The 19515-nt window shown below is 68.6% G+C and carries 20 protein-coding genes; 14 read left to right on the top strand and 6 right to left on the bottom strand.

Features of this window, described 5'->3' with window-relative positions; all coding sequences use genetic code 11:
• Nucleotides 1-84: 84 nt before the first annotated feature.
• Entirely contained in the window at nucleotides 85-1293 is a 1209-nt protein-coding gene (locus DB31_RS37280; RefSeq protein ID WP_044197100.1) for a TolC family protein, read from the bottom strand.
• A 198-nt stretch (nucleotides 1294-1491) separates the two neighbouring features.
• On the opposite strand from DB31_RS37280, the gene DB31_RS37285 reads away from it, so the two are divergent.
• On the top strand, nucleotides 1492-2013 hold the full coding sequence (locus tag DB31_RS37285) for a CYTH domain-containing protein (RefSeq protein WP_044197102.1): 522 nt from the start codon (nucleotides 1492-1494) through the stop codon (nucleotides 2011-2013).
• Nucleotides 2014-2065: 52 nt separating this feature from the next.
• On the opposite strand, the gene DB31_RS37290 is transcribed toward DB31_RS37285, so the two are convergent.
• Nucleotides 2066-4105 carry a protein kinase domain-containing protein gene (locus DB31_RS37290; protein WP_083969135.1) on the bottom strand — a complete coding sequence of 680 codons (2040 nt, stop codon included), beginning with the start codon at nucleotides 4103-4105 and terminating at the stop codon, nucleotides 2066-2068.
• A 227-nt stretch (nucleotides 4106-4332) separates the two neighbouring features.
• On the opposite strand from DB31_RS37290, the gene DB31_RS37295 reads away from it, so the two are divergent.
• The 5 genes from DB31_RS37295 (at nucleotide 4333) to DB31_RS37315 (ending at nucleotide 7702) form a co-directional block, all read left to right on the top strand.
• A complete protein-coding gene (locus tag DB31_RS37295; RefSeq protein ID WP_044197107.1) occupies nucleotides 4333-4788 on the top strand; it encodes a hypothetical protein in 456 nt (151 codons plus the stop codon).
• Nucleotides 4789-4817: 29 nt separating this feature from the next.
• Nucleotides 4818-5264 carry a hypothetical protein gene (locus DB31_RS37300; RefSeq protein ID WP_044197109.1) on the top strand — a complete coding sequence of 149 codons (447 nt, stop codon included), beginning with the start codon at nucleotides 4818-4820 and terminating at the stop codon, nucleotides 5262-5264.
• 11 nt (nucleotides 5265-5275) lie between these two features.
• Nucleotides 5276-5722: a hypothetical protein gene (locus DB31_RS37305; RefSeq protein ID WP_044197111.1), complete on the top strand. Its 447-nt coding sequence runs from the start codon at nucleotides 5276-5278 to the stop codon at nucleotides 5720-5722.
• Nucleotides 5723-5830: 108 nt separating this feature from the next.
• Nucleotides 5831-7111, top strand: coding sequence for an amidohydrolase family protein (locus tag DB31_RS37310; RefSeq protein ID WP_044197113.1), 1281 nt, complete (start codon nucleotides 5831-5833; stop codon nucleotides 7109-7111).
• A 54-nt stretch (nucleotides 7112-7165) separates the two neighbouring features.
• Nucleotides 7166-7702 (top strand): peroxiredoxin, encoded by a 537-nt coding sequence (locus DB31_RS37315; protein WP_044197115.1) that lies wholly within the window; start codon nucleotides 7166-7168, stop codon nucleotides 7700-7702.
• Between the two features lie 57 nt (nucleotides 7703-7759).
• On the opposite strand, the gene DB31_RS37320 is transcribed toward DB31_RS37315, so the two are convergent.
• On the bottom strand, nucleotides 7760-8068 hold the full coding sequence (locus tag DB31_RS37320) for a hypothetical protein (protein ID WP_044197117.1): 309 nt from the start codon (nucleotides 8066-8068) through the stop codon (nucleotides 7760-7762).
• A gap of 267 nt (nucleotides 8069-8335) precedes the next feature.
• On the opposite strand from DB31_RS37320, the gene DB31_RS37325 reads away from it, so the two are divergent.
• Nucleotides 8336-9703, top strand: a complete 1368-nt coding sequence (locus DB31_RS37325; RefSeq protein ID WP_044197119.1) for a glycoside hydrolase family 16 protein — start codon at nucleotides 8336-8338, stop codon at nucleotides 9701-9703.
• 53 nt (nucleotides 9704-9756) lie between these two features.
• Here DB31_RS37325 and DB31_RS37330 read toward each other — a convergent pair whose 3' ends face one another.
• Both DB31_RS37330 and DB31_RS37335 read right to left on the bottom strand, forming a co-directional pair.
• Entirely contained in the window at nucleotides 9757-12165 is a 2409-nt protein-coding gene (locus DB31_RS37330) for a polyamine aminopropyltransferase (RefSeq protein ID WP_044197121.1), read from the bottom strand.
• A gap of 107 nt (nucleotides 12166-12272) precedes the next feature.
• Complete coding sequence (locus DB31_RS37335; protein WP_044197123.1) at nucleotides 12273-12647, bottom strand: hypothetical protein; 375 nt, start codon at nucleotides 12645-12647, stop codon at nucleotides 12273-12275.
• Nucleotides 12648-13097: 450 nt separating this feature from the next.
• Here DB31_RS37335 and DB31_RS50960 point away from each other — a divergent pair, with 450 nt between their 5' ends.
• The 7 genes from DB31_RS50960 to DB31_RS37375 all read left to right on the top strand — a co-directional run bounded on the left by DB31_RS50960 (nucleotide 13098) and on the right by DB31_RS37375 (nucleotide 18808).
• Nucleotides 13098-13598 carry a hypothetical protein gene (locus tag DB31_RS50960; protein WP_044197125.1) on the top strand — a complete coding sequence of 167 codons (501 nt, stop codon included), beginning with the start codon at nucleotides 13098-13100 and terminating at the stop codon, nucleotides 13596-13598.
• Nucleotides 13580-14548 carry an alpha/beta hydrolase-fold protein gene (locus tag DB31_RS50965; protein ID WP_240487095.1) on the top strand — a complete coding sequence of 323 codons (969 nt, stop codon included), beginning with the start codon at nucleotides 13580-13582 and terminating at the stop codon, nucleotides 14546-14548. Before DB31_RS50960 ends, DB31_RS50965 begins: the two co-directional genes overlap by 19 nt.
• A 63-nt stretch (nucleotides 14549-14611) precedes the next feature.
• A complete protein-coding gene (locus tag DB31_RS37355) occupies nucleotides 14612-15139 on the top strand; it encodes a hypothetical protein (RefSeq protein ID WP_044197127.1) in 528 nt (175 codons plus the stop codon).
• Nucleotides 15140-15355: 216 nt separating this feature from the next.
• A complete protein-coding gene (locus tag DB31_RS37360) occupies nucleotides 15356-16570 on the top strand; it encodes a hypothetical protein (protein ID WP_044197129.1) in 1215 nt (404 codons plus the stop codon).
• Nucleotides 16571-16584: 14 nt separating this feature from the next.
• Entirely contained in the window at nucleotides 16585-17577 is a 993-nt protein-coding gene (locus tag DB31_RS37365) for a HEAT repeat domain-containing protein (RefSeq protein ID WP_044197131.1), read from the top strand.
• A 50-nt stretch (nucleotides 17578-17627) separates the two neighbouring features.
• Complete coding sequence (locus DB31_RS37370) at nucleotides 17628-18155, top strand: hypothetical protein (RefSeq protein WP_044197133.1); 528 nt, start codon at nucleotides 17628-17630, stop codon at nucleotides 18153-18155.
• A gap of 131 nt (nucleotides 18156-18286) precedes the next feature.
• Nucleotides 18287-18808, top strand: a complete 522-nt coding sequence (locus tag DB31_RS37375) for a hypothetical protein (RefSeq protein WP_044197136.1) — start codon at nucleotides 18287-18289, stop codon at nucleotides 18806-18808.
• Nucleotides 18809-19063: 255 nt separating this feature from the next.
• On the opposite strand, the gene DB31_RS37380 is transcribed toward DB31_RS37375, so the two are convergent.
• Nucleotides 19064-19515, bottom strand: a 452-nt coding sequence (locus DB31_RS37380; RefSeq protein ID WP_044197138.1) for an FAD-dependent monooxygenase, incomplete at its 5' end; no start/stop codon positions are given.

Consider the following 19515-nt stretch of genomic DNA (forward strand, 5'->3'; position numbering starts at 1 on the left):
GGGAGAGGAGGGGGCTCGCCCCCCGCCGGACGAGCCTCCTGGCAGGCGGCAGTGGCCCCAACACAGAGGAGGCAGCATACGAGGCTAGTTCTCATCGAGAGCGGCTCCGGCAGCGAGTTCCAGCGCGGCGAAAGCAGCCTGCGCGTTGAAGGACGCCTCGATGGCCTGTGCGCGGGTGTCCGTGGCTGCGCGCCGGGCGTCGTTGAGAGAGGCCAGCGCACTTCGTCCGGCGCGGTAAGACTCCAGGGCCATTCGCTCCGTGGCCTCGGTGGCCGGCAGGATGTCCGCCGAGAAGCGCTCGAGCGCCGCGAGGGCCGCGCCGAGCCGCTGATGTGCCGCGACGAGTTCCGACAACCTGCGCTGGCGGTCGTCCGCCGCGAGGACATGGGCTACGCGCAACGAGGCCTCCGCCCGATCGAGCTCCCCGCGCCCCAGGCCTGGCACCGGCACCTCGAAGTCGAGCGAGCCTCGGAGAAAGACACTTGCGCCCCGAGGCCCTTCACCTTCCGCCGCGACACCCAGGCTGGGAGCGGGCCAGCGCTCCAGGCGAGCCGCCCGGAGCGTTGCCTCCGCGGCCAGGATGTCTGCTTGCCTTGCCTGCGCAAGGGGGGCTTGGCTTGCGCGGGAGAGGATTTCCTCGAGCGAGAGGAGCCGGGGCGGAGGGCCAGACACGGGCTGCAGCAGGCGGCGAGGATCACGTCCCAGGAGGAGAGCCAACTCGGCGGAGAGTGCCCCTACTTCTCCCTGCTGTGTCAGCAGCTGCGCCTCGGCGGAGGCGCGGGCAAGCCTGGCCTGCACGAGATCCAACTCTGGTGCGGCTCCGGTCTGGAAGCGCAGCTGGGCTGCCTCTTCGGCCTCACGGGCAATCGCCAGCGCGCGGCTGGCGGTGTTGGCGAGCTGCGTGGCGCGGAGCAGCGAGAAGTACGCCCGTCTCGCTTCTGCTCGGGACTGGACCTCGCTCGCGTGCCGCTCACCCTGGGCGCTGTGCACGCCGTGCTCGGCGGCGCGGACGCGGGCTGCCCGTGCGCCGGGGATGGGGAGCCGCTGGGAGATACCCGCCGACCAGTGGGGATCGTTCCACCCTCCTCCCAGCGACACCGCCAGCGGCGCCAGCGTCCGGGCTCCTTCCACCTCTCCCTGGGCCACAGCTTCCCGGGCGCGTGCTTCGGACACGCCCGGGGCCTTGGCGGCAGCCTCGGCCAGCGCGGCCTTCAATGGCAGCTCTTCCGGGGCCTTTGCGAGCACTCCGCTCTTCAGGACGATGATGAGTGATGCGATGCTGGCAAGGTGCATCGGCTTCTCTCGGAGAAGAAACGCGCGGTGGCTGTAACACGCGCCATTCCAGCGTTGAATCCGATGAGAGATTTCTCATCCTCCACCCAACTCAGTGACACCTCGGGGTGTTGAGGAGCCTTCTCATGGGCCACGTGTGAGAGTCTTCTCATTTGCGGCTCAGGCCTCATTTACCTGGAAAGGACATCGTGCTCGCTCATGCACGAGGCAGGTGGGCAACTCCTCTTCGCGGGCTGGATGGTCGATTGGTATTACGCGAGTGTTGTCCCTACAACTGCCAGCGGCAGTTCACTGCGAGTCCGCAGCTACCAGGGCTCTCGGCCTGCTCACACCGAGCTCACCTGGAAGGGGCCGGCACTTCGGGACACTGGCTACAAGGTTCGAGAGGAGCTCTCCACGGTGGTCGCGGAGGAGCAGGCCCTGATGGAAATCTTGCAACGGCTTGGATTCACAGTGACGCGAATCCTGGAGCGCGAGGTGATCCAATATTCGTGCGCTGGAGCCCTGATTCGCTTCGAGCAGTTTCCATTGATGGACACGCTCGTCGAGGTGGAAGGTGAACCCGAGTCCATTGAGCGTGTCATCCAGTGGATGGGGCTTCCGCGAGCCGGCTTCACCTCGGAACCCCTGGCGAAATTTGTCAGCCGTTTCGAGGAGCGCACAGGGCGAAACGCGCTGCTCGCGCGGTCACACCTCATGGCCCACGCGCCGGTGGCTTGATCTGTTGATGTTCAGAACACTGCCGAGACACGGCGGCCACTGGCAGCTTTCGTCAATCGCTCGCGGTGCACTGGGCTGCCAGCGCTTCGGCCCGGTCCGGGAAGCGGGAGGCCAGCTCGCGCTTCACCTCCGCCACCGTGGCCTCGTTGCCCCGGCGGGCGTACATCTGGCAGCGGGCGGCCAGCGCTCGTGGATCCTGCGGCTCCAGCTGATCCGCCTCGCGGTAGGCCCGCTCGGCACCCGCCGTGTCTCCCTGCCGGAAGAGCACCGCGCCCAGGTAGTAGTGGGCTACGGCCAGCTTCGGGGACTTCTTCAGCGCCCGCTTGAGCAGCGCCGCCGCGTCCTCCACGCGCTCCTGGCGGTAGCGCACGAAGGCCAGCTCGGCCAGGGACTCCGCATCGCCGTGGTCCTTCGTCCACGTCCCGAGCACCTCGGAGGCTTCGTCCAGCTTCCCGCTGTGCGAGAGCAGCCGCCCGTAGCGCGGAGTGATCTGCGCGTCCTTCGGGCGCTTCTCGTAGGCCTTCGATAGCGCCGCCAGCGCCCCCGGCACGTCGCCCTGCCGCTCGCGCAGCGCGGCCATCGTCAGCAGGGGACGCACATCCCCAGGTGCCAGTGTCGTGGCCTCCTCGATGGCTCGCTCGGCCCGCTTGCCTTTGCGCAGCTCGGTGGCGGCTCGCGCGGCCAGCAGGTGCGCGTCCGCCTCCTTCGGGAAGCGCCGGATGAACGCCTCGGCGAGGTCGAGCGCCGCGTCGTGTTCACCCGCCTCCATCAGCAGCTCGCCCGCCCGTGCCAGCTCCGAAGCCGTGGCACGCTCATCCTCCTCCATCCCCTTCAGCGCGGACCTTCGCTCCTTGCCCGTGGACAAGGCCTCGGCGGCGGTGATCCGCTCCGCGGGAGACAGGGTGGGGCGCATCAGCCACCATGCCACGCCCGCGCCACCCATGAGCAGCGCCAGCACCACGGCGCCCACCACTCGCAGCCGCCCACGGGACTTCGGCGCTGCGAGGTTGGCGGGCACCGTGGCCGGCTCGGGTCCCAGCATGGCGGGCCCGGGAGGCAAGGTCTTCGCAGTCGAAGGACTCTGCGCAGGCGGTGTCGAGCCCCGGCTTGAGCTCGAGGACAGTGAGGAAGCACGAGACAGATCCACCGGTATCCGAGGCCCGGGTGAGCCCGCATCGGACGGGTCCGCCGAACGCGCGCGCTGCAGCGCCTGCCGCTTCGAGTCACGGTCCAGTGGGAAGAGGTGCTCCACGTAGGCGGCCACCTGCTCGTGGGTGGCGACCTCCGCCTGGCCTCCTACGCTCTCGATGGCCTCGGTGAACACCTGGAGTGACTCGAAGCGCGCCTCCGGATCCCTGTGCAGCGCCGTCAGGCAGATGTGCTCAAGCGCGAGGGGCACCGCCGGATCAAACGCGGTGGGTGGCTTGGGGCGGCCCTCGGCGATGCGCGTCAGCACCTCCTCGGGGTTCAGCCCCGTGAAGGGCCGCCGGCCGCAGAGCTGCTCGTAGAGCATCACCCCCGCTGCGAAGATGTCCGCACGGTGATCCACCGTGTTGCCGACGATCATCTCCGGCGACATGTAGAAGAACTTGCCCTTGAGCGTCCCGGGCTCCGTCCCCGAGCCCAGCGTCTCCGCCTTGGCTATTCCGAAGTCGATCACCTTGATGGAGCCGTTCACCCCCACGTGGATGTTGTCCGGCGTGAAGTCGCGGTGGACGATGCGCAGCGGCCGCCCCGCCTCGTCCACGGCGCGGTGCGCGGCATCCAAGCCTCGGCACGCGTCCACCAGCACCCGCAGCGTCACCCCCGTCGGCACCCGCTGGCCGCGCTCGGCGGCCTCGGCACGCAGCTCCGCGAACGAGCGTCCCTCCAACAACTCCATGGCGATGAAGGGCTCGGTGTCCGCCAGCCCCAGCTCGAGGATGCTGATCACATTCGGGTGGTGCACCTGCGCGGTGATGCGCGCCTCGTTCAGGAACATCTGGACGATGCGCCGATCCGACACCAGGTGCGGCAGCAGCCGCTTCACCGCCACCGCCGGGCCGCGCCGCCCGTCCTCGTCGATGTGGCGCCCCAGGTACACCTCGGCCATGCCGCCTGTCGCGATGCGCGCGCTCAGGCGGTAGCGGCCCAGCCAGTACGGGTTCTGTTCGGGAGCGCCCACGCCGGGTGCAGTCTATGTAGCGGCGCGTCCGGCTCCTACTGCCCTCTGATCTTTTGCCGCTCCTCCGGAGGGCAGGGAGACGGAAAGGCCGGAAATTTGCCCCCGTGTACTTCCCAGCCCACGCTTGCTGCCCGCGGTAACGGAGGATGAAGCGCATGGCTGGTCGGCTGGGTTTGCTACTGGGAGTCGTCGTCGCCCTCACGGGGTGCACGACCGTGGACGTAGCGAGAGCCCCGGACACGGGCCGGGGGCGCGACGTGTTCGTCACCACGAGCGATCTCCCGGGCCCCTACAAGAGCCTCGGCGTGGTGCAGGCCACCCGTCGCGGGGTGCTCCTGTTCGGCTTCGCGGATCCGGCGGGCACGGATCTCCAGGGCGACTTGGACGAGCAGCTGCTGCCACAGGTCCGCATGATGGGCGGCGACGGAGTGATCAACGCGCGCTTCCAGCAGACGCAGTACACGCTGGCCACCCGCATCCTCTTCGCCGTCCTGTTCTTCATCCCACTGCCGAGCGAGGCCACCATCACCGGTGAGGTGGTGAAGCTCGAGGCCGGCGGCCAGCCCCCCGGCATGGGCGGAAGCGCCACGGCTCCGGCGGCGGCCCGCTGAACCTTGCCTTCCTTCCTGGAGAGACCTTCGTGAGACTCCTGCTCCTCCTTTCCTTGGTGGCGTGGGCCACCGGCTGCGGCGCCACGGTGCGTGGCTCGCCGCTGTCCAGCCGCCCGCCGAATGACAACGTCCGCGGCATCTTCCTCAGCACGGGCACCTCCCCGCGCCCGTACCGCACCGTGGGCTTCACCCAGGTGACGGGCTACGGCGCCACCGTGGCGGGCTTCCATGATGTCGGTGAGGCGGGCCTGGACAGCACCATCCGCGGCACGCTCTCGCAGGTGGCTGCCCGCATGGGCGGCGACGGCGTCATCAACATCGAGTTCATCGACGAGAACCCACCCACCGAGGTGGAGCGCATCGCGGATCTCTCCAACACCGTCTCCAGCGTGGCCAGCGGCAGGGGCGAGGTGAAGACCCGTAACCGCGCCGTCATCGTCACCGGCGAAGTCATCCAGTTCCTGTCCGCTCCATGAGGCTCTCTTCCATGCGTCTGCTGCTCGTGCTCAGTCTGGCGGCCCTCACGGGCTGCACCGTCATCAACACCGCGGCCGTGCCCTCGGATCGCAGCGGCCAGGACATCTTCGTCTCGGCGGGGGACATCCCCGAGCCCTACGAGTCGCTCGGCATGGTGCAGGCCACGCGCTCGGGCGTGCTGCTGTTCGGCTTCATCGACGTGGTGGGCACCGACATCCAGGCGGGCCTGGCCGAAGTGCTGATCCCCCAAATTCGCGAGATGGGCGGAGATGGCGCCATCAACGTGCGCTTCCGGCAGACGCAGTACCTGCCCGTGCAGCAGGTGCTGGGGGCCATCTTCTTCTTCGCCCCCCTGCCCACCAGTGTGACGGTGACCGCCGAGGTGGTGAAGCTGCGCCGGGGCAGCGCCGAGCGGCCGGATCAGTCTCCCGTGGCTCCGCCGGTGGCGGCGCGCTGAGGGGCCGTAGGACCTACCTTGTCCCCCTGTCTGCTCGCGCGGTGAGGGGGACAGGGTGGTAACGTCCGCGCGAGTCTTTCCTGGGCCGTTTCCGAGGTGGGAGCGACGGTGGGCATCGTCCTCAAAGGTGGAAATGTCGTCGAGCTCGAGCCAGCCACCGTGGAGCGGGTGGATCTGCGCATCGAGGATGCGCGCGTCGTGGCCCGCGGGCCCGATGTGCAGCCGCAGCCGGGTGACGAGGTGGTGGCGCTGTCGGGCAAGCTCGTCTTCCCGGGGCTGGTGAGCGCGCACCACCGGCTGCACATGTCGCTGGGCCGCGGCATGCCCGAGCCCAAGCTGGACAGCTACCAGGAGGCGCTGGAGCAGGTGCGCTGGAAGTACGAGGGCGCGCTGGATCTGGACGCCGTGCAGGTGGCGGCCACGGCGGGCGGGCTCGAGGCGCTGCAGTGTGGCACCACCACGGTGTTCGACTTGCACTCGTCGCCCCGAGAGATTCTTGGGTCGCTGACGCGGGTGGCGCGCGGGCTCCACGAGGTGGGCGTGCGCGGGGTGCTCTCCTACGCGGTGACGGACCGCGCCGGGGCCGTGGGGCGCGAGGAGGGGCTGGAGGAGACCGTCTCCTTCGCGCAGAAGGCGAAGGGGCGCTTCCGGGGGCAGGTGGGCGCGGGGCAGACGTTCACGCTCGGCGGTGACGCGCTGGAGGGGCTGAAGCAGGCGCTGAGCACCACGGGCACCGGGCTGCACGTGCCGCTGGCGGAGGATCCGCTGGACGAGAAGCTCTCGGTGGAGCGGCATGGCAGCGCTCCGGTGGCGCGGCTGCTGGAGGCGGGGCTGCTGTCGCCTCAGAGCCTGGTGGCGCATGCGGGGCACCTGGGCTGGGGCGACCTGGCGCAGGTGATCAGCACGGGCACGTGGCTGGTGCACACGCCGCGCTCCAACCAGCGGCTCGAGGTGGGCTATGCGCCGGCGCTGAAGTTCGGCGCGCGCGCGACACTGGGGGCGGACGGCCTGTCCGCGGATCTGTTCGCGGAGGCCCAGGCGGCGTACCTGCGCTCGCGCGAGGCGGGGCAGCCCATCGATGTGCTGCGCTACCTGGCCAACGGGCACCGGCTGGCGGCGCAGGCGTTCGGGCAGCAGGTGGGGATGCTGCGCGAGGGCGCCCTGGCGGATCTGCTCGTCCTGGACTACCTGCCGGCCACGCCGCTCACGGCGGAGAACCTGGCCTGGCACGTGGTGTACGGCCTGGGAGCCCGGCACGTGGAGGCGGTGATGGTGGATGGCATCTGGCGCGTCTGGGCGCGCCGGCCGCTGTCGGTGAACCCGATGGTGGTGGCGGACCAGGCGCGAGAGGCGGCTGGCGCGGTATGGGCGAGGATGGCGGGTAAGTGACAGTGAGCGCTTGAGGGCTTGCCTTCCTGGCCTGCAGGCCATTAAGACCGGCCCATGATTCTCCCCCTTCTGGTGACAGGCTTCTTCTTGAGTGCCGTCCCTCAGGTGGGTGACACGGCTCCGGACTTCACCGTGACGGACACCGACGGCAAGCAGCACACGCTGTCGGAGCTGGTGAAGCAGGGCCCGGTCATCCTGGCGTTCTTCCCCAAGGCGTTCACATCGGGTTGCACGCGCGAGCTCACGGCGTATCGGGACCGTTACGCGGACATCGAGAAGCTCAAAGGCCAGGTCCTGGCCATCTCCATGGATGATGCAGAGACGTTGAAGCGGTTCAAGGCAGAGCTGAAGGCGCCGTTTGCCTTCATCCCCGACCCTGATGGGAAGGTGGTGAAGGACTACGACGTGAAGACACCGGTCGTGTCCTTCGCGCAGCGCTACACCTTCGTCATTGGCGAAGGCCGGAAGATCCTCAAGGTGGACTCGGGCAAGGACGCCATCGATCCTTCGGGAGCGGTGGCGGCGTGCCCTCTGAGCAAGCCGGGCTCGAAGCCCGACGCGAGGACTCCGCCGGACGCGAGAGCCCCCTGAGCGCTGGCCGTACGGGAGCCGGATCCAGGATGACGGATCCGGCTCACCGGCTCGGCGTCAGTGCTTCAGCGCATGCGCGTGTTCGCGCAGGGCGATCCTGCTTGTGGGATTCCCCAGCCGAGCCAGCTCTTGCTTGGTGGCATCGCGCTCGAATTGCCACGGGTTGACCCCGTTGTCGTTGACGTCGCCCGGGCATTGCCCGGAGTCCACCCACTCGGTGTTGAAGTAGATCCTCCCGTCGAAGATGACGTGAAAGCGCTCATCCTTGGTGCTCTGTTGCCCATTCCAGGCGGCCAGGGGCTGATCGGTGCTCGCCAACTGTTGGCCACGCTTCTTCAGGTCCTCCAGCGTCTCAGGCTTCTGCATGGGACTCCCTCCTTGGGTTCTAGGGTGGGCACTCCCCGTGAGAGAGGGGACGCTTGGAGGGAGAGGCCAAGGCCGCCCGGACCTCCACCGTGCGAGCAAGCAAGGCACAGGCACGCCGCCTCTGGGGCTTGATCAGCTGGTGGTTTCTAGTGCGCCGCGTCATTTGGCCTGCTGACACGAACACTCTGGAGGTGAAAGCGTTTTCTTCACTTATCCAGTGAATTCATGTATTGAAGGGACTTCGCCCTTTCCACCGCAGGCCCCGCTATGTCCCGACAGACTCTCTCCACGAAGTTCCTGGCTCTCTGTTGTCTGACAGCGCTTTCCGGATGCGCAATGGACCCCTCCGAGGAGGGCGCCCTGGACACCCCGCCCGAGGCCGTGGGGCAGACCCAGGGCGAGCTTGAGTACAACCCGGGCTCGGGCTGGAACCTGGCCTGGTCGGATGAGTTCGAGGGCTCCGCCCTGAACACCAACAACTGGACCACGCTCAACAGCGACTTCGATCCAGTCACCAACAACTGCCAGTTCGGCACGGGCGAGATCGAGTACCCCCGGACGCAGAACGTCTCGGTGAGCGGCGGCAAGCTCATCCTCAAGGCCGAGCGCACCGCCGCCACCACGGTGTCCGACACCCGCTGTGGCGCAGCGCAGCGCACGCTCTTCTCCGGCCGCCTGCACACCAAGGGCAAGGTGGAGAAGACCTACGGAAAGATTGTCGCGAGCATCAAGGTGCCCTCCGGCTACGGCATGTGGCCGGCGTTCTGGACGCTGGGCGCCAACGTCCAGTCGGTAGGCTGGCCCGCCAGCGGGGAGATCGACATCCTCGAGTGGCACTCCAACGAGCCCAACTGGATGAAGTCCGCCACGCACTGGTCCGTCGGCTCCCAGGCCGACTGGGGCACGGGCCAGAGCGGCGGCTACAACCTGGCCGACTCCTTCCACACCTATGAGGTGGAGTGGAACGCCAACTCCATGGTGTTCCGGCTGGATGGCACGTACGTGGGCGCGACCTACGGCCACAACGAGACCGAGTTCCAGCAGAACCACTACATCATCCTGAACCTGGCGCTGGGCGGGAACTGGTATGGCTTCCCGGCCGCCAGCAGCATCGCGCTGACGCAGGGCCAGCCGAAGACCATGGAGGTCGAGTGGGTTCGCTGGTACCAGCCGGGCAGCACGCCTCCGTCGGGTATCTCGGTGGCCAACCCCAGCTTCGAGTCGGGCCTGTCCAACTGGACGACGTGGACGCCCAACGGCACCGCGGGCGCGGCCTTCAGCGAGACGTACAACGGCGGGCACTCGGGCTCCTACCACCTGACGCACTATAGCGGCTCGCCCTTCGAGACCTGGACGTATCAGGTGAAGACGGGCCTGGCGAACGGCAACTACAAGGTTCGCGCCTGGGTGCGGAAGGGCGGCTCGTTCAACATCTCCCGGCTGCAGGGCAAGACGAGCGGCTCCGCCGCGCCGGTGTACACGTCGCTTGGCACGTATGGGAACTGGACGCTGGTGGAGACGCCCGTCATCAACGTCACCAGCGGCTACCTGGAGTTCGGCTTCCACACCCAGGCCACCACGGGCAACACCGCCAACTTCATCCACATGGATGATGTGGAGATCGTGAAGCTCTAGTTTGTAGTGCAGGGGCAGAGGAGTGATTCTGGGGAGCGCGGAGCTCCTCTGCCTCAGGTCCTGGCGGTGAGGCGGGCCATGGAGGGCGCCACCAGGGCCAGCAGGCCGTAGACGCCCGCCGCGCAGGCGAGCGTCGCGCCGATTCCCCAGGACACCGAGAGGAAGACCGCCGCCCCAGAGCCCACGACGGACAGCACGCCGTTGACACCCCAGCACCACGCGGCCGCTTCCGGTGCGACGGCCAGGACGCGGCGCAGCCCCAGTGGGAACAGGAAGCCCAGGACGATCCCCGGCAGGCCCGCCACCAGCACGCACACCAGTGCGCGCTCCACGAAGGAGCGGGCCAGCACCGCCGAGATGACGCTCGAGGGCACCACGGACCACAGGGCGATGACCCCTGCGGCGAGGCCCGGCAGCAGCAGCAGGGTCCGCCCCGAGGTAGGGTCCAGTCGCTCGGACAGCGTGGAACCCAGCCCGGCGGCCAGCGTCAGCGGTGCCAGCGTCAGGGCCAGCGCCCAGGTGGGATCTCCCAGCAGCAGGTGGAGCCGCTGCGCCGTGGCAATCTCAAAGAGCATGAACCCCAGCCCGAGCGCGGCGAACCATGCCGGGATGATCAGCTTGCCCACCGGGCCCAGGGGGGCCAGCGTGCCCTTCTTCCGCCACAGCGGAGGGAGGATCCACGCAACCGCCAAGAGCGCCGCGAGCCCGAAGGCAATCGCCATCGCTCCCACTGCCACCACGTTGCCCCGGAGCATGCCGCCGCCGCCGGAGCTCAGCAGCTCCTGGATCTTCGCGGGGGACAGCCAGGCCGACAGCGGCACCTGGAGGAAGAAGAACGGCCGGTCATCCGTGGTCGCGGTCAGATCGACGCCGGCCTCAGCGGACAGGGCCTCGAGCTTCGAGTCATCGGCCGCCTCCGCCACCGCCGCGAGCCAGGGTGAGGCGGGCGGCTCTCCCGGGACGAGCAGCAGGCGCAGCCCTCCGGAGAGGGCCCGCTCGCGCACCACCGCGACATCCTCGGGACGCAGGGGGGAGGGGCTGACAAGGATGTTGGCCAGCTCGCCGCGGGCCACCAACAGCAGGTGGCGCGAGGGGTCGGCGATCCCCCGGTCTCGCAGGGCCGCGGAGGCCAGGGCCACCAGGCGGGCCACCTCGAGGGGGCGCTCCGGATCGTACCAGCGCGAGAAGCTCACGATGCCGTCGGGCTGGAGCTTGTCCAGGAACAGCCGCCACGCCTCGCGCGTGTAGAGCGAGTTCTCCGTGAGCGTCATCGCGCCCATGCCCGTGGAGGCCCACGTGTCCACCAGCGAGGCCACGATGACCTGGAAGCGCTGGGGGCTCCGGGCCAGCCAGGAGCGGCCATCCTCCGCGTACAGGGAGACGCCCGGCTGCCGGGCCAGCGGCGCGTGCTCCGCGAGCGGCCCGCGCAGCATGTCCAAGATGAGGGGATTGACCTCGACGCCCGTCACGGAGGGGTGCCGGTAGAGGAGCGCCGTGGCAATGTCCCGCCCGCCGCCGACCCCGATGACGAGCACCTGGCCGGGCGGGCGGAGCCAGTGCGCCGCGCTGGTCAGGTCATAGCGCAGGTAGTCCAGGTCCGAGCGCAGGTCCTGGAAGGCGCAGCTCGCGGTGCCGGCCTCGCCATCGATCAACAGGAAGGCCTGGGGCGTCAGCGTCTGGGGTGCATCCTGGAGCGGCCCCCAGTAGATGGGGGGGACGCGGTGGAAGCGGCTGACCCGCACGTGGGAGATGGAGTTCCAGCCCTCCGCGGCGGCGGCTCCATCCTCGGGCGGGTGTCCCTTCACGTGGCGCAGCGCCAGAGCCTCCTGGGAGAGCACCGGCGCCAGCACGAGGAGCCCCATGAGCCCGGCCTTCAGGCGGGCGCCTCGGGAGTCCGCCAACGTGAGCAGGGCGAGCGCCGGTAGCACGGCCGTGGCCGCCAGCGCCCGGGGCGCTCCGAGCAGCGAGATGGCGGGGGCAGCCAGAAGGGCTCCCAGCGCGGATCCAGCGAGGTCCGCGCCGTAGACGAGCCCGGGCCGCTGAGCGCGCGTGAGCAGGGCCGCCAGGGCCGCGCCGCCCGCGGCAAACGGGAGCGCGATGATGACGGAGAGCTGCAGCAGGCTGACGAGTGTGCTCGGCAGGCGGGTGAGGTCCAGCACCACGGGGACGCGCACGAGCCACACCGAGGCCGCGCAGGTCAGCAGCGAGCCTAGGGTCAGCGCCACCGCGAGCGAGGCGCCCATGCGTTCGGGAGAGAAGCCTCGCGGCCAGAGGTGGACGGCGAGCGCGCCCACGCTCATGCCCAGCAGCCCCAGCGAGAGCGCGAGGTAGCCCAGCGAGTACCACGTCGTGACCGACAGCAGCCGGGCGAGGAGGACCTCCTGGGCCAACAGGGCGGAGGCGATCAGCGCCGCGGCTGCGGGAGCGTGCCGGAGAGGAGCGGCGGCGGACGGAGGAGCCATGAGCGCCCCACCTTAGCACCCCGGTCTTCCTCTGGCCGAGGAGCCTACCGCGCGTACCAGGCGCACTCGCTGCTGCAGCGTAGGCCGGGCAGCAGGCCCGGACCGGCTCACTGCCCGGTGTAGGTGATCAGAGAGGCCGTGACGTTGACGCGGTCATGGTCCTCCTCGGTGAACAGCAGGGCATCGGCGCCCAGCTCGCAGGCCTTGGGCCGGAGCGCCTCGATGGCCTCCCGGCGCGAGCCGCTGTTGGTGCTGGCGCCGCCGACCATGGTCTTCACAGCCTGCTTGTAGGAGATCTCCCCGTACACCTCGTGTGCCCGATCCGGGGGATTCTTGACGAAGATGTCCAGCTGGCAGTCCGCGGGCTTGGGCTCGGGGAGCCGGCTCTCATCCACGTACCGCACCTTCACGCCTCCACACGCGCAGAGCACCGCGCTGGCGGCGAGGGCGGGCAGCAGCATGCGCTTCGACGAGGGCTTCATGAGAGCGGCTCCTGAGGGAGAAGAGGAAGCCGCGTCATAGCACACGCTCGCAGGAGCCTGCGCTCCGGCAAGCAGCGCTTCAACGCTGATCCGAAGACGTACTCGTTGCTGTCACCGAATGCGACCACGTTGGGCAAGCGGACTCCCCCGGCTCCGGAGCAGACAGCGGCTCCAAGCATGCTTCCGGGTTCAACTCTCAACAGCTCCGCGCCCCGCCGCTTCATCCCACCTATGCGCCGGCGCGTCGGCAGCGGCTCGAAGTGGTTTGCACGCCCGGAACTTCTCGCAAGAGGATGCGCGCCCGGGTCACTCATCCGCCACGGCAATGGAGACACACATGGTTCGCTGGATTCAGGGAGCGCTGGTCGGAGTCATTGCGGTGGTGAGCTGTGCAGTGATGGGTGGATGCGCCGCCATGCGCGGCCAGGGACAAACGAGAGAATTGCCCGCATGGTGAGCGAGTACGACGAGGGCATGTCCGCCGCCGAGAGAGTCTTGCCCGACTCGCCCGACGCAGCCGCAAACATCCGAGTGCCCTACCAGCAAGTCCGCCGCTGCCGGGAGGACCACCCAAGCGAGGTTCAGGACTATCCGGATGTCGAGGTGCAGACCTCCCGCGGCACCCGCGGCTGTGGCGAGAGGCGCATCTCCCTGACGAGTAATGTGGATGGGACGGGTGCCTGGACGCGCCCGATTCGCCAGGCGCAGGATGACGACTACATTCCGAAGCCGTGCGACAAGATGGAGAAGGCGGCCCCGCCTCCGCCCGGCAAGGATTTCGAATCGGCGCACGCTGGCATCCAGGGCCTCTGCGGCCCGACCGCGCGCATCTATTACCAGGAGTGGCAGCACCGGACGAATGCCCTGGGCGTGGCGGTGCAGCGCCAAGCGGGCGTCATCTGCCAGGTGGTCGACGAGACGCGTCCGAAGTGGTGGATGGAGAGCTTCTAGCCCTCAGCGCGAAGCGGAGCTCGCCGGGGCCGGCGGGCACCGCCGTGGGCGGCTCGTCCATGGGCGGCCTGGCCGCGCTCTATGCGCACTTCCGCCATCCGGACCTGTTCGGCGCCGCGCTGTGCATGTCACCGTCCCTGGGGTTCGCGGACAGAAAGATCTTCGACTACGTCGCCGCGCAGCCCAAGCCGTGGACCTCGCGCATCTACATCGACGCGGGCGCCAAGGAAGACGGGGGCTCCATGGTCGCCGACGCGGAGCGCCTGGTCCACCACCTGCGCGAGCGCGGCTGGGACGGCGGGGTCCGTCAGCGGCCTCCTCGGCCCCTGTGCTCCCTCCCTCCCCCTCAACTGGGACCCCATCCCTCTATGCGCTTGCCTGTTTTTTCATTTTTTTTGGGACGACCGGGAATTCGGGCCCTCTTCCTCATGAACTCGCCGGTCACAGGAAGAACGATGCGCAAAACGATGATGCCCCTCTTGGCGTTTGCGTCGCTGGCGCTCGTCCCCACGGCCTTGGCCGGCAACACCGTCCTGGCGCCGCACTCCGGCACGGTGACGGCCACTACGTACAACCCGGATGGCTCGTTCCACGGCGCTGTGGACATCACCCCCAGCGCCCCCTGCGGCTACTGGGGCGTCTCGACAGGGTTCGTGGGCTCTCTCTTGTGGAACATCACCATCAACAGCACCGCGACCACGTGCACGGCCGCCACCGGCAACGTGGCCCTGCACACCTTCGCGGACGGAATGGCGTTCCGCGTCAAGGACTTCCTCAGGACCCCCGCCTCGGCCGACAAGACGTGCGATCGCTGCCAGATCGGAGACTCGGGCATCAACACTCACCTCCAGGTCAACAAGAGCGGCACCAAGGACACCTCCTGGTACTCGGGCTACACCACCCAGGGTGAGGTCATCGATCTCGGAGAGATCATCGGCGTCATCAACTAGCGCGCTCCCGTTCCCGAAGTTTCCCCACACACGGGCCGGGAGACCGGCCGAGAGGCACTCACGATGCGCAACATGATGAAGATGGCCCTGGCGGCGCTGGTTTCCCTGGCGCTCATTCCCACCGCGGCGGCCGCGCACACGGTCAAGGGGCCGTACTCCGGCACGGTGACGGCCACCACCTATTACCCGAGCGGCGGGTACCACGGCGCCATTGACGTCGCCAGCAGCAATGGCTGCGGCTACTGGGGCGTCGAGACGGCCGTGGTGGGCTCGGTCTCCTGGAACGTGACCATCATGACCACCGGCACCGTCTGCTACGGCAACGGCTACGAGAACGCGAACACAGCAGTGCACACCTGGGCGGACGGCTGGAAGTTCCACCTGAAGCACTTCCTCAAGACCGCCAGCTCGTACGACCGGACGTGCGACCGCTGCCAGGTCGGCGACGAGGGCGGAACCGGCCAGGCCACCGGCCCACACACCCACCTCATGCAGGAGAAGAACGGCACCAAGGACACCTCCTGGTACTCGGGCTACACCACCCAGGGTGAGTTCGTGGACCGCACCGAGACCCTCGGCGTCCTCGACTGAGCGGCCGCCGCGGAAGCACGCGCCCCCGGGCGCCGAGGCCCTTCGTGAGGACCTGCTCCTCACGCGGGGCCTCTGTCTTTCCGGGCATTTACGCACTGTGCGCAAACATCCTAGATGCCTCGATTCGCTTGATATCCAAGAATTTAATTATTTCTTGGGATGGCGGTGAGTTCGGGGGCTCTACAGGGATGGAACCCCTCCACCAGGCCCACCGCCATGACTTCAGCATCCAGCTCTTCCCCTCCGTCAGGCACCTCGAGCCGGCGCAAGCCGCTGCTGGTGGCCGGGGCCGGCCTCGCCGCCCTGCTGGCCGGAGTGGCGCTGATCGGCCGCGGTGGGAGCCAGGAGCGCCCGGCTGAGACGGAGCCCGCCGCCGCCGCGCAGCAGGCCCAGGCGAAGCAGGACCCGGCGCGCAAGACGGGCACCCCCGGCCCGGCCGCGCCCCTGGCCCCGGGCGAGGAGGCCAAGGCCCCGCGCTTCACCTCCACCCTCTGCTGGCAGGAACTGGAGCGCTTCAACGAGGGGGTGACGATCCACAACTTCCGCGAGTGGGCCGCGCCCCTGTTGAACTCGCGCGATGGGCTCGTCCGGGACTTTCTGCAGGAGCGCCTCACGGAGCTCATCGGCAAGAACCCGGCGAATGCGATCGAGGTGCTGGAGTGGTCCCGCGATGCCCAGGGCAAGTCCTTCAAGGTGTACCTGACGGCCGTGAGGGACTCCGAGGCCGTGCACCAGCCCCAGGTGGCCACGCGGCTCATGGACATGGGCCTGGACAACACCCTCCCAGCCGAGCGGCGCGCGGGCCTGATCTCCGCCCTGGACACGCAGAAGCGGCTGGCACCGGCGGCGCTCGACAAGCTCACCACCCTCGCCAATGATCCCGCCTCCGTCGATGCGGGCTGGGCCGCGGCCCGCACCATCGCGCGGGTCATGAAGCGCGAGTTCAAGCAGAACGCGAGCATCACCCCCTACATGGACAAGCTGCTCACCATCGGGGCCCAGTCGCCCGACGAGCAGGTCCGCTATCTGGGACAGATGATGCCCATGCACGCCGCGCCCCTCCTCGATGCGACGGAGACCGAGCGGTTCGCGAAGATCCTCGTGGGCGAGGGCAACGAGGACGGCCGGGACGCGGCGGCGCACAACCTCTCCCTGTCCCTGGACAAGGGGAAGGTGCTGGACCTGTTCGCCAAGACCTTCGAGACCGAGCAGTCGCTGTGCGTGAAATGGGCCCTCTTCCGCTTCTCCGCGCGCACCGCCGGCAAGCGCGCCCTGCCCGTCATGGCGAACATGGTCGCCATGGACCCGCGCTTCCAGGCCATCTACCAGGACTTCGAGCGCATCTACGCCAGCGGCACCCTGGACTTCGTGCGGCTCTACAACAGCCTGCCCAACCAGGATCCCTTCAACTGCCTGGATCGCCACGAATGAGCACGGGAACTCCCATGACACGCACCTTGTGTTTCCGCACCGGCACCCTCCTGCTCGCGCTCACGCTCTGCCCGCTGCTGCCTGGCACCGCCGCAGCCCAGGTGATCGCCCCGGGCCCCGCGCTTCAGGGCGAGAGCTGCTCGGTCGCAGGGTTGATGGACTCCATCCGCCACGGGCTCAAGTCGAACTCCGAGGCCTACAAGAAGTACCTGCGCACGCTGCTGCGCGAGTCCGCCGTCACCCTGCCCGATCAGGAGCTGCGGGCCGCGTTCGAGCGGGAGACAGACCCCGTCATGGCCGAGCACCTGGCAGCCGCCATGGTGGCGCGGACCGAGCGCGGGGCGGACCCCGAGGCGATCAAGGCCGTGGCGAAGCGGGCCCTGGAGGAGCACGACCCGGCCCTGCGGTCCGCCGCGGTCCGCTCGATGCGGCGCACCAGCGCCCTGGAGAGCACGGACGGCGCGTACGAGAAGCTGGTGCGCGACGCCTCCCCCGAGGTGCGCCAGGAGGCCGCGACGAACATCGTCGAGGACATCCAGGAGGTCTACTCGGGCTATCACGGCGTGGCCTCGGACGCCGCGGTGTCGGCCGCGGCCGCCGCCACGGATCCCAAGGTGACGGCGAAGATCCTCGGCAACATGGACACCCAGATGATCAGCGCCGGCTCGGCCGGCAAGATTCAGTCGCTGCTGCGCAGCGATGATGCCGAGGTGCGCAGGGCGGCGGCGCTCGCGCTGGGCGGGGTGCCCGCGGAGCAGATGGCCAACGCCCGGCAGTCGGTGCTCGCCATGTACCGCGACGAGCAGGACGCCAGCGTGCGCAAGGCGCTCCTGCAGAGCATCGCCCAGTTGGGCTTCTTTGGCGCGATCCCCGAGCTGCAGCGGCTGCGGAGCACCGACCCCAGCCTGGCTCCGGAGATCGACGCATGGATTCGAGTTCTCAGCTTGGACCTTCAGGAGTGGAACCTGATCCTGAGGGAGAAGCAGCGGCTGCAGCAGGTTCCGTAGAGACGTCCATCCCCCCCCAGGGCCGTGAACCGGCTCGAGAGGAAAAACCGATGCGTAAGACGATGAAGCTGCCCCTGGCAGCCCTGGCTTCCCTGGCGCTTGTCCCCGCGACCGTGACCGCGCACACCGTGAAGGCGCCGTACACCGCCACGGTCACCACCACCACGTACTACTCGAGCGGCTCGTTCCACGGCGCCGTCGACGTCTCCAGCGGCAGCTGCGACTACTGGGGCGTGGAGACGGGCGTGGTGGGCTCGGTCTCCTGGAACGTGTCCATCCGGACCACCGCCCACTACTGCAACTCGGGCAACGGCAGCGGCAACCAGAACGAGGCGCTGCACACCTGGGCGGACGGCTGGCAGTTCCGCATCTGGCACTTCAACAAGACCGCCGCCTCGGTGGACAAGACCTGCGACCGCTGCCAGGTCGGCGACGAGGGCTCCACCGGTAACTCCACGGGCGCCCACACCCACATGCAGCAGACCAAGAGCGGCACCTACGACACCTCCTGGTACTCGGGCTACACCACCAAGGGTGAGGCCGTGGACCGCACCGAGACCCTCGGCGTCCTCGACTGATTCAAGCAGCTCGAGGTGAAGCACCGCCTCGGCCAGGGAGCGGGACTTCCCGGTTCCGCTCTCCGGCCGGCTCTCCGCGGGACTTCCCGCACCTTCCCCACGGGGCTGGGATACCGGCCCGGAACCCTCCCATGCCACGAACGCTGAAGGCCCTGGGCGCGCTCGCCGCGCTGGCCGCACTCGCCCCCTCCCCCGCTCCCGCCCGCAACGTCGAAGCGCCCCTGGCTGGCACGGTGACAGCCACCACGTACTCCTCGAGCGGCGCGTTCCACGGCGCCGTGGACATCTCCGGCGGCACTTGCGGCACAACCAACGTCACCACGGCGGTCTTCGGCTCGCTGGCGTGGAACGTGGTCATCAACACCGCTAACACCATCTGCTACGCGAACCTCGCCATCCCGCAGAACGAGGTGCGGCACACCTTCGCCGACGGCTTCACGTTCCGCCTGATGCACTTCAACCCGTCGGCGGCCTCGTATGACCGGACGTGTGATCGCTGCAACATCGGCAAGGCCAGCTCGCCCGGCAACCCGGACTCCGACATCCACCTCCAGTTGGACAAGAGCGGTACCAAGGACACCTCCTGGTACTCGGGCTCCACCACCAAGGGCGAGGCCCTGTCCCTGGGCGAGCGCGTCGGCGTCCTCGACTGAGCCACCGTTTTTGGGAGGCTGTCATCTGGGCTCTCTCGCCTTCAGGAGACGTCACCATCAGGGTCCGGCTCCTTCTCGCCAGGTAGGGTGAGGGATGGGAATTTGGAAAGCAGGTGGTCGCTGTAGAGCGAGACGACATCTTCCAGTGTCTCCGATGCTCACGTGGCCTTGTACGCCCAGCAGATGGAGGACGGGTCGGCCCCGTGGCGGAAGAAGCTCGGCCTCTGAGCACGCCTCACGGGGACGTTCCAGCGCCTACGGCACCATCCCCTCCAGGGCACTCTGCATGATCGCATCATGCCCGTAGTCAGGAAGGTGGATCCTGTCCGCAGGCGGCGATAGCAGCTTGCCCGCAAGCCTGCTCAAGCCGGGTTTTGTCGCGAGGCTGAGCGCGGCCTGCTGAAGCGCGATACCGGTGCGAGTCTGCGGCTGGGCAATGCGCGGGCCGAGCTTGGGCACGTCCTGCGCCTGCTCCACGTAGGGCCGCATGATCCGCTCGTAGGCGGCGAAGGCTTCGGCATGATCCTCGTGTCGGCCAAGCTCGCCGGCGAGCACATAGGCACCGACAAGGGCCAAGCTGGTCCCCATGCCGCTAATGGGGGAGGCGCACCAGGCGGCATCGCCGGTCAGGACGACGCGGCCGATGGACCACCGATCCATCTTCACCTGGCCAATCGCCTCGAAGTAGAAGTCCCTCGCATCGTCGA

It is taken from the genome of Hyalangium minutum, from assembly GCF_000737315.1.
In the GTDB taxonomy this organism is placed as follows: Bacteria; Myxococcota; Myxococcia; order Myxococcales; family Myxococcaceae; genus Hyalangium; species Hyalangium minutum.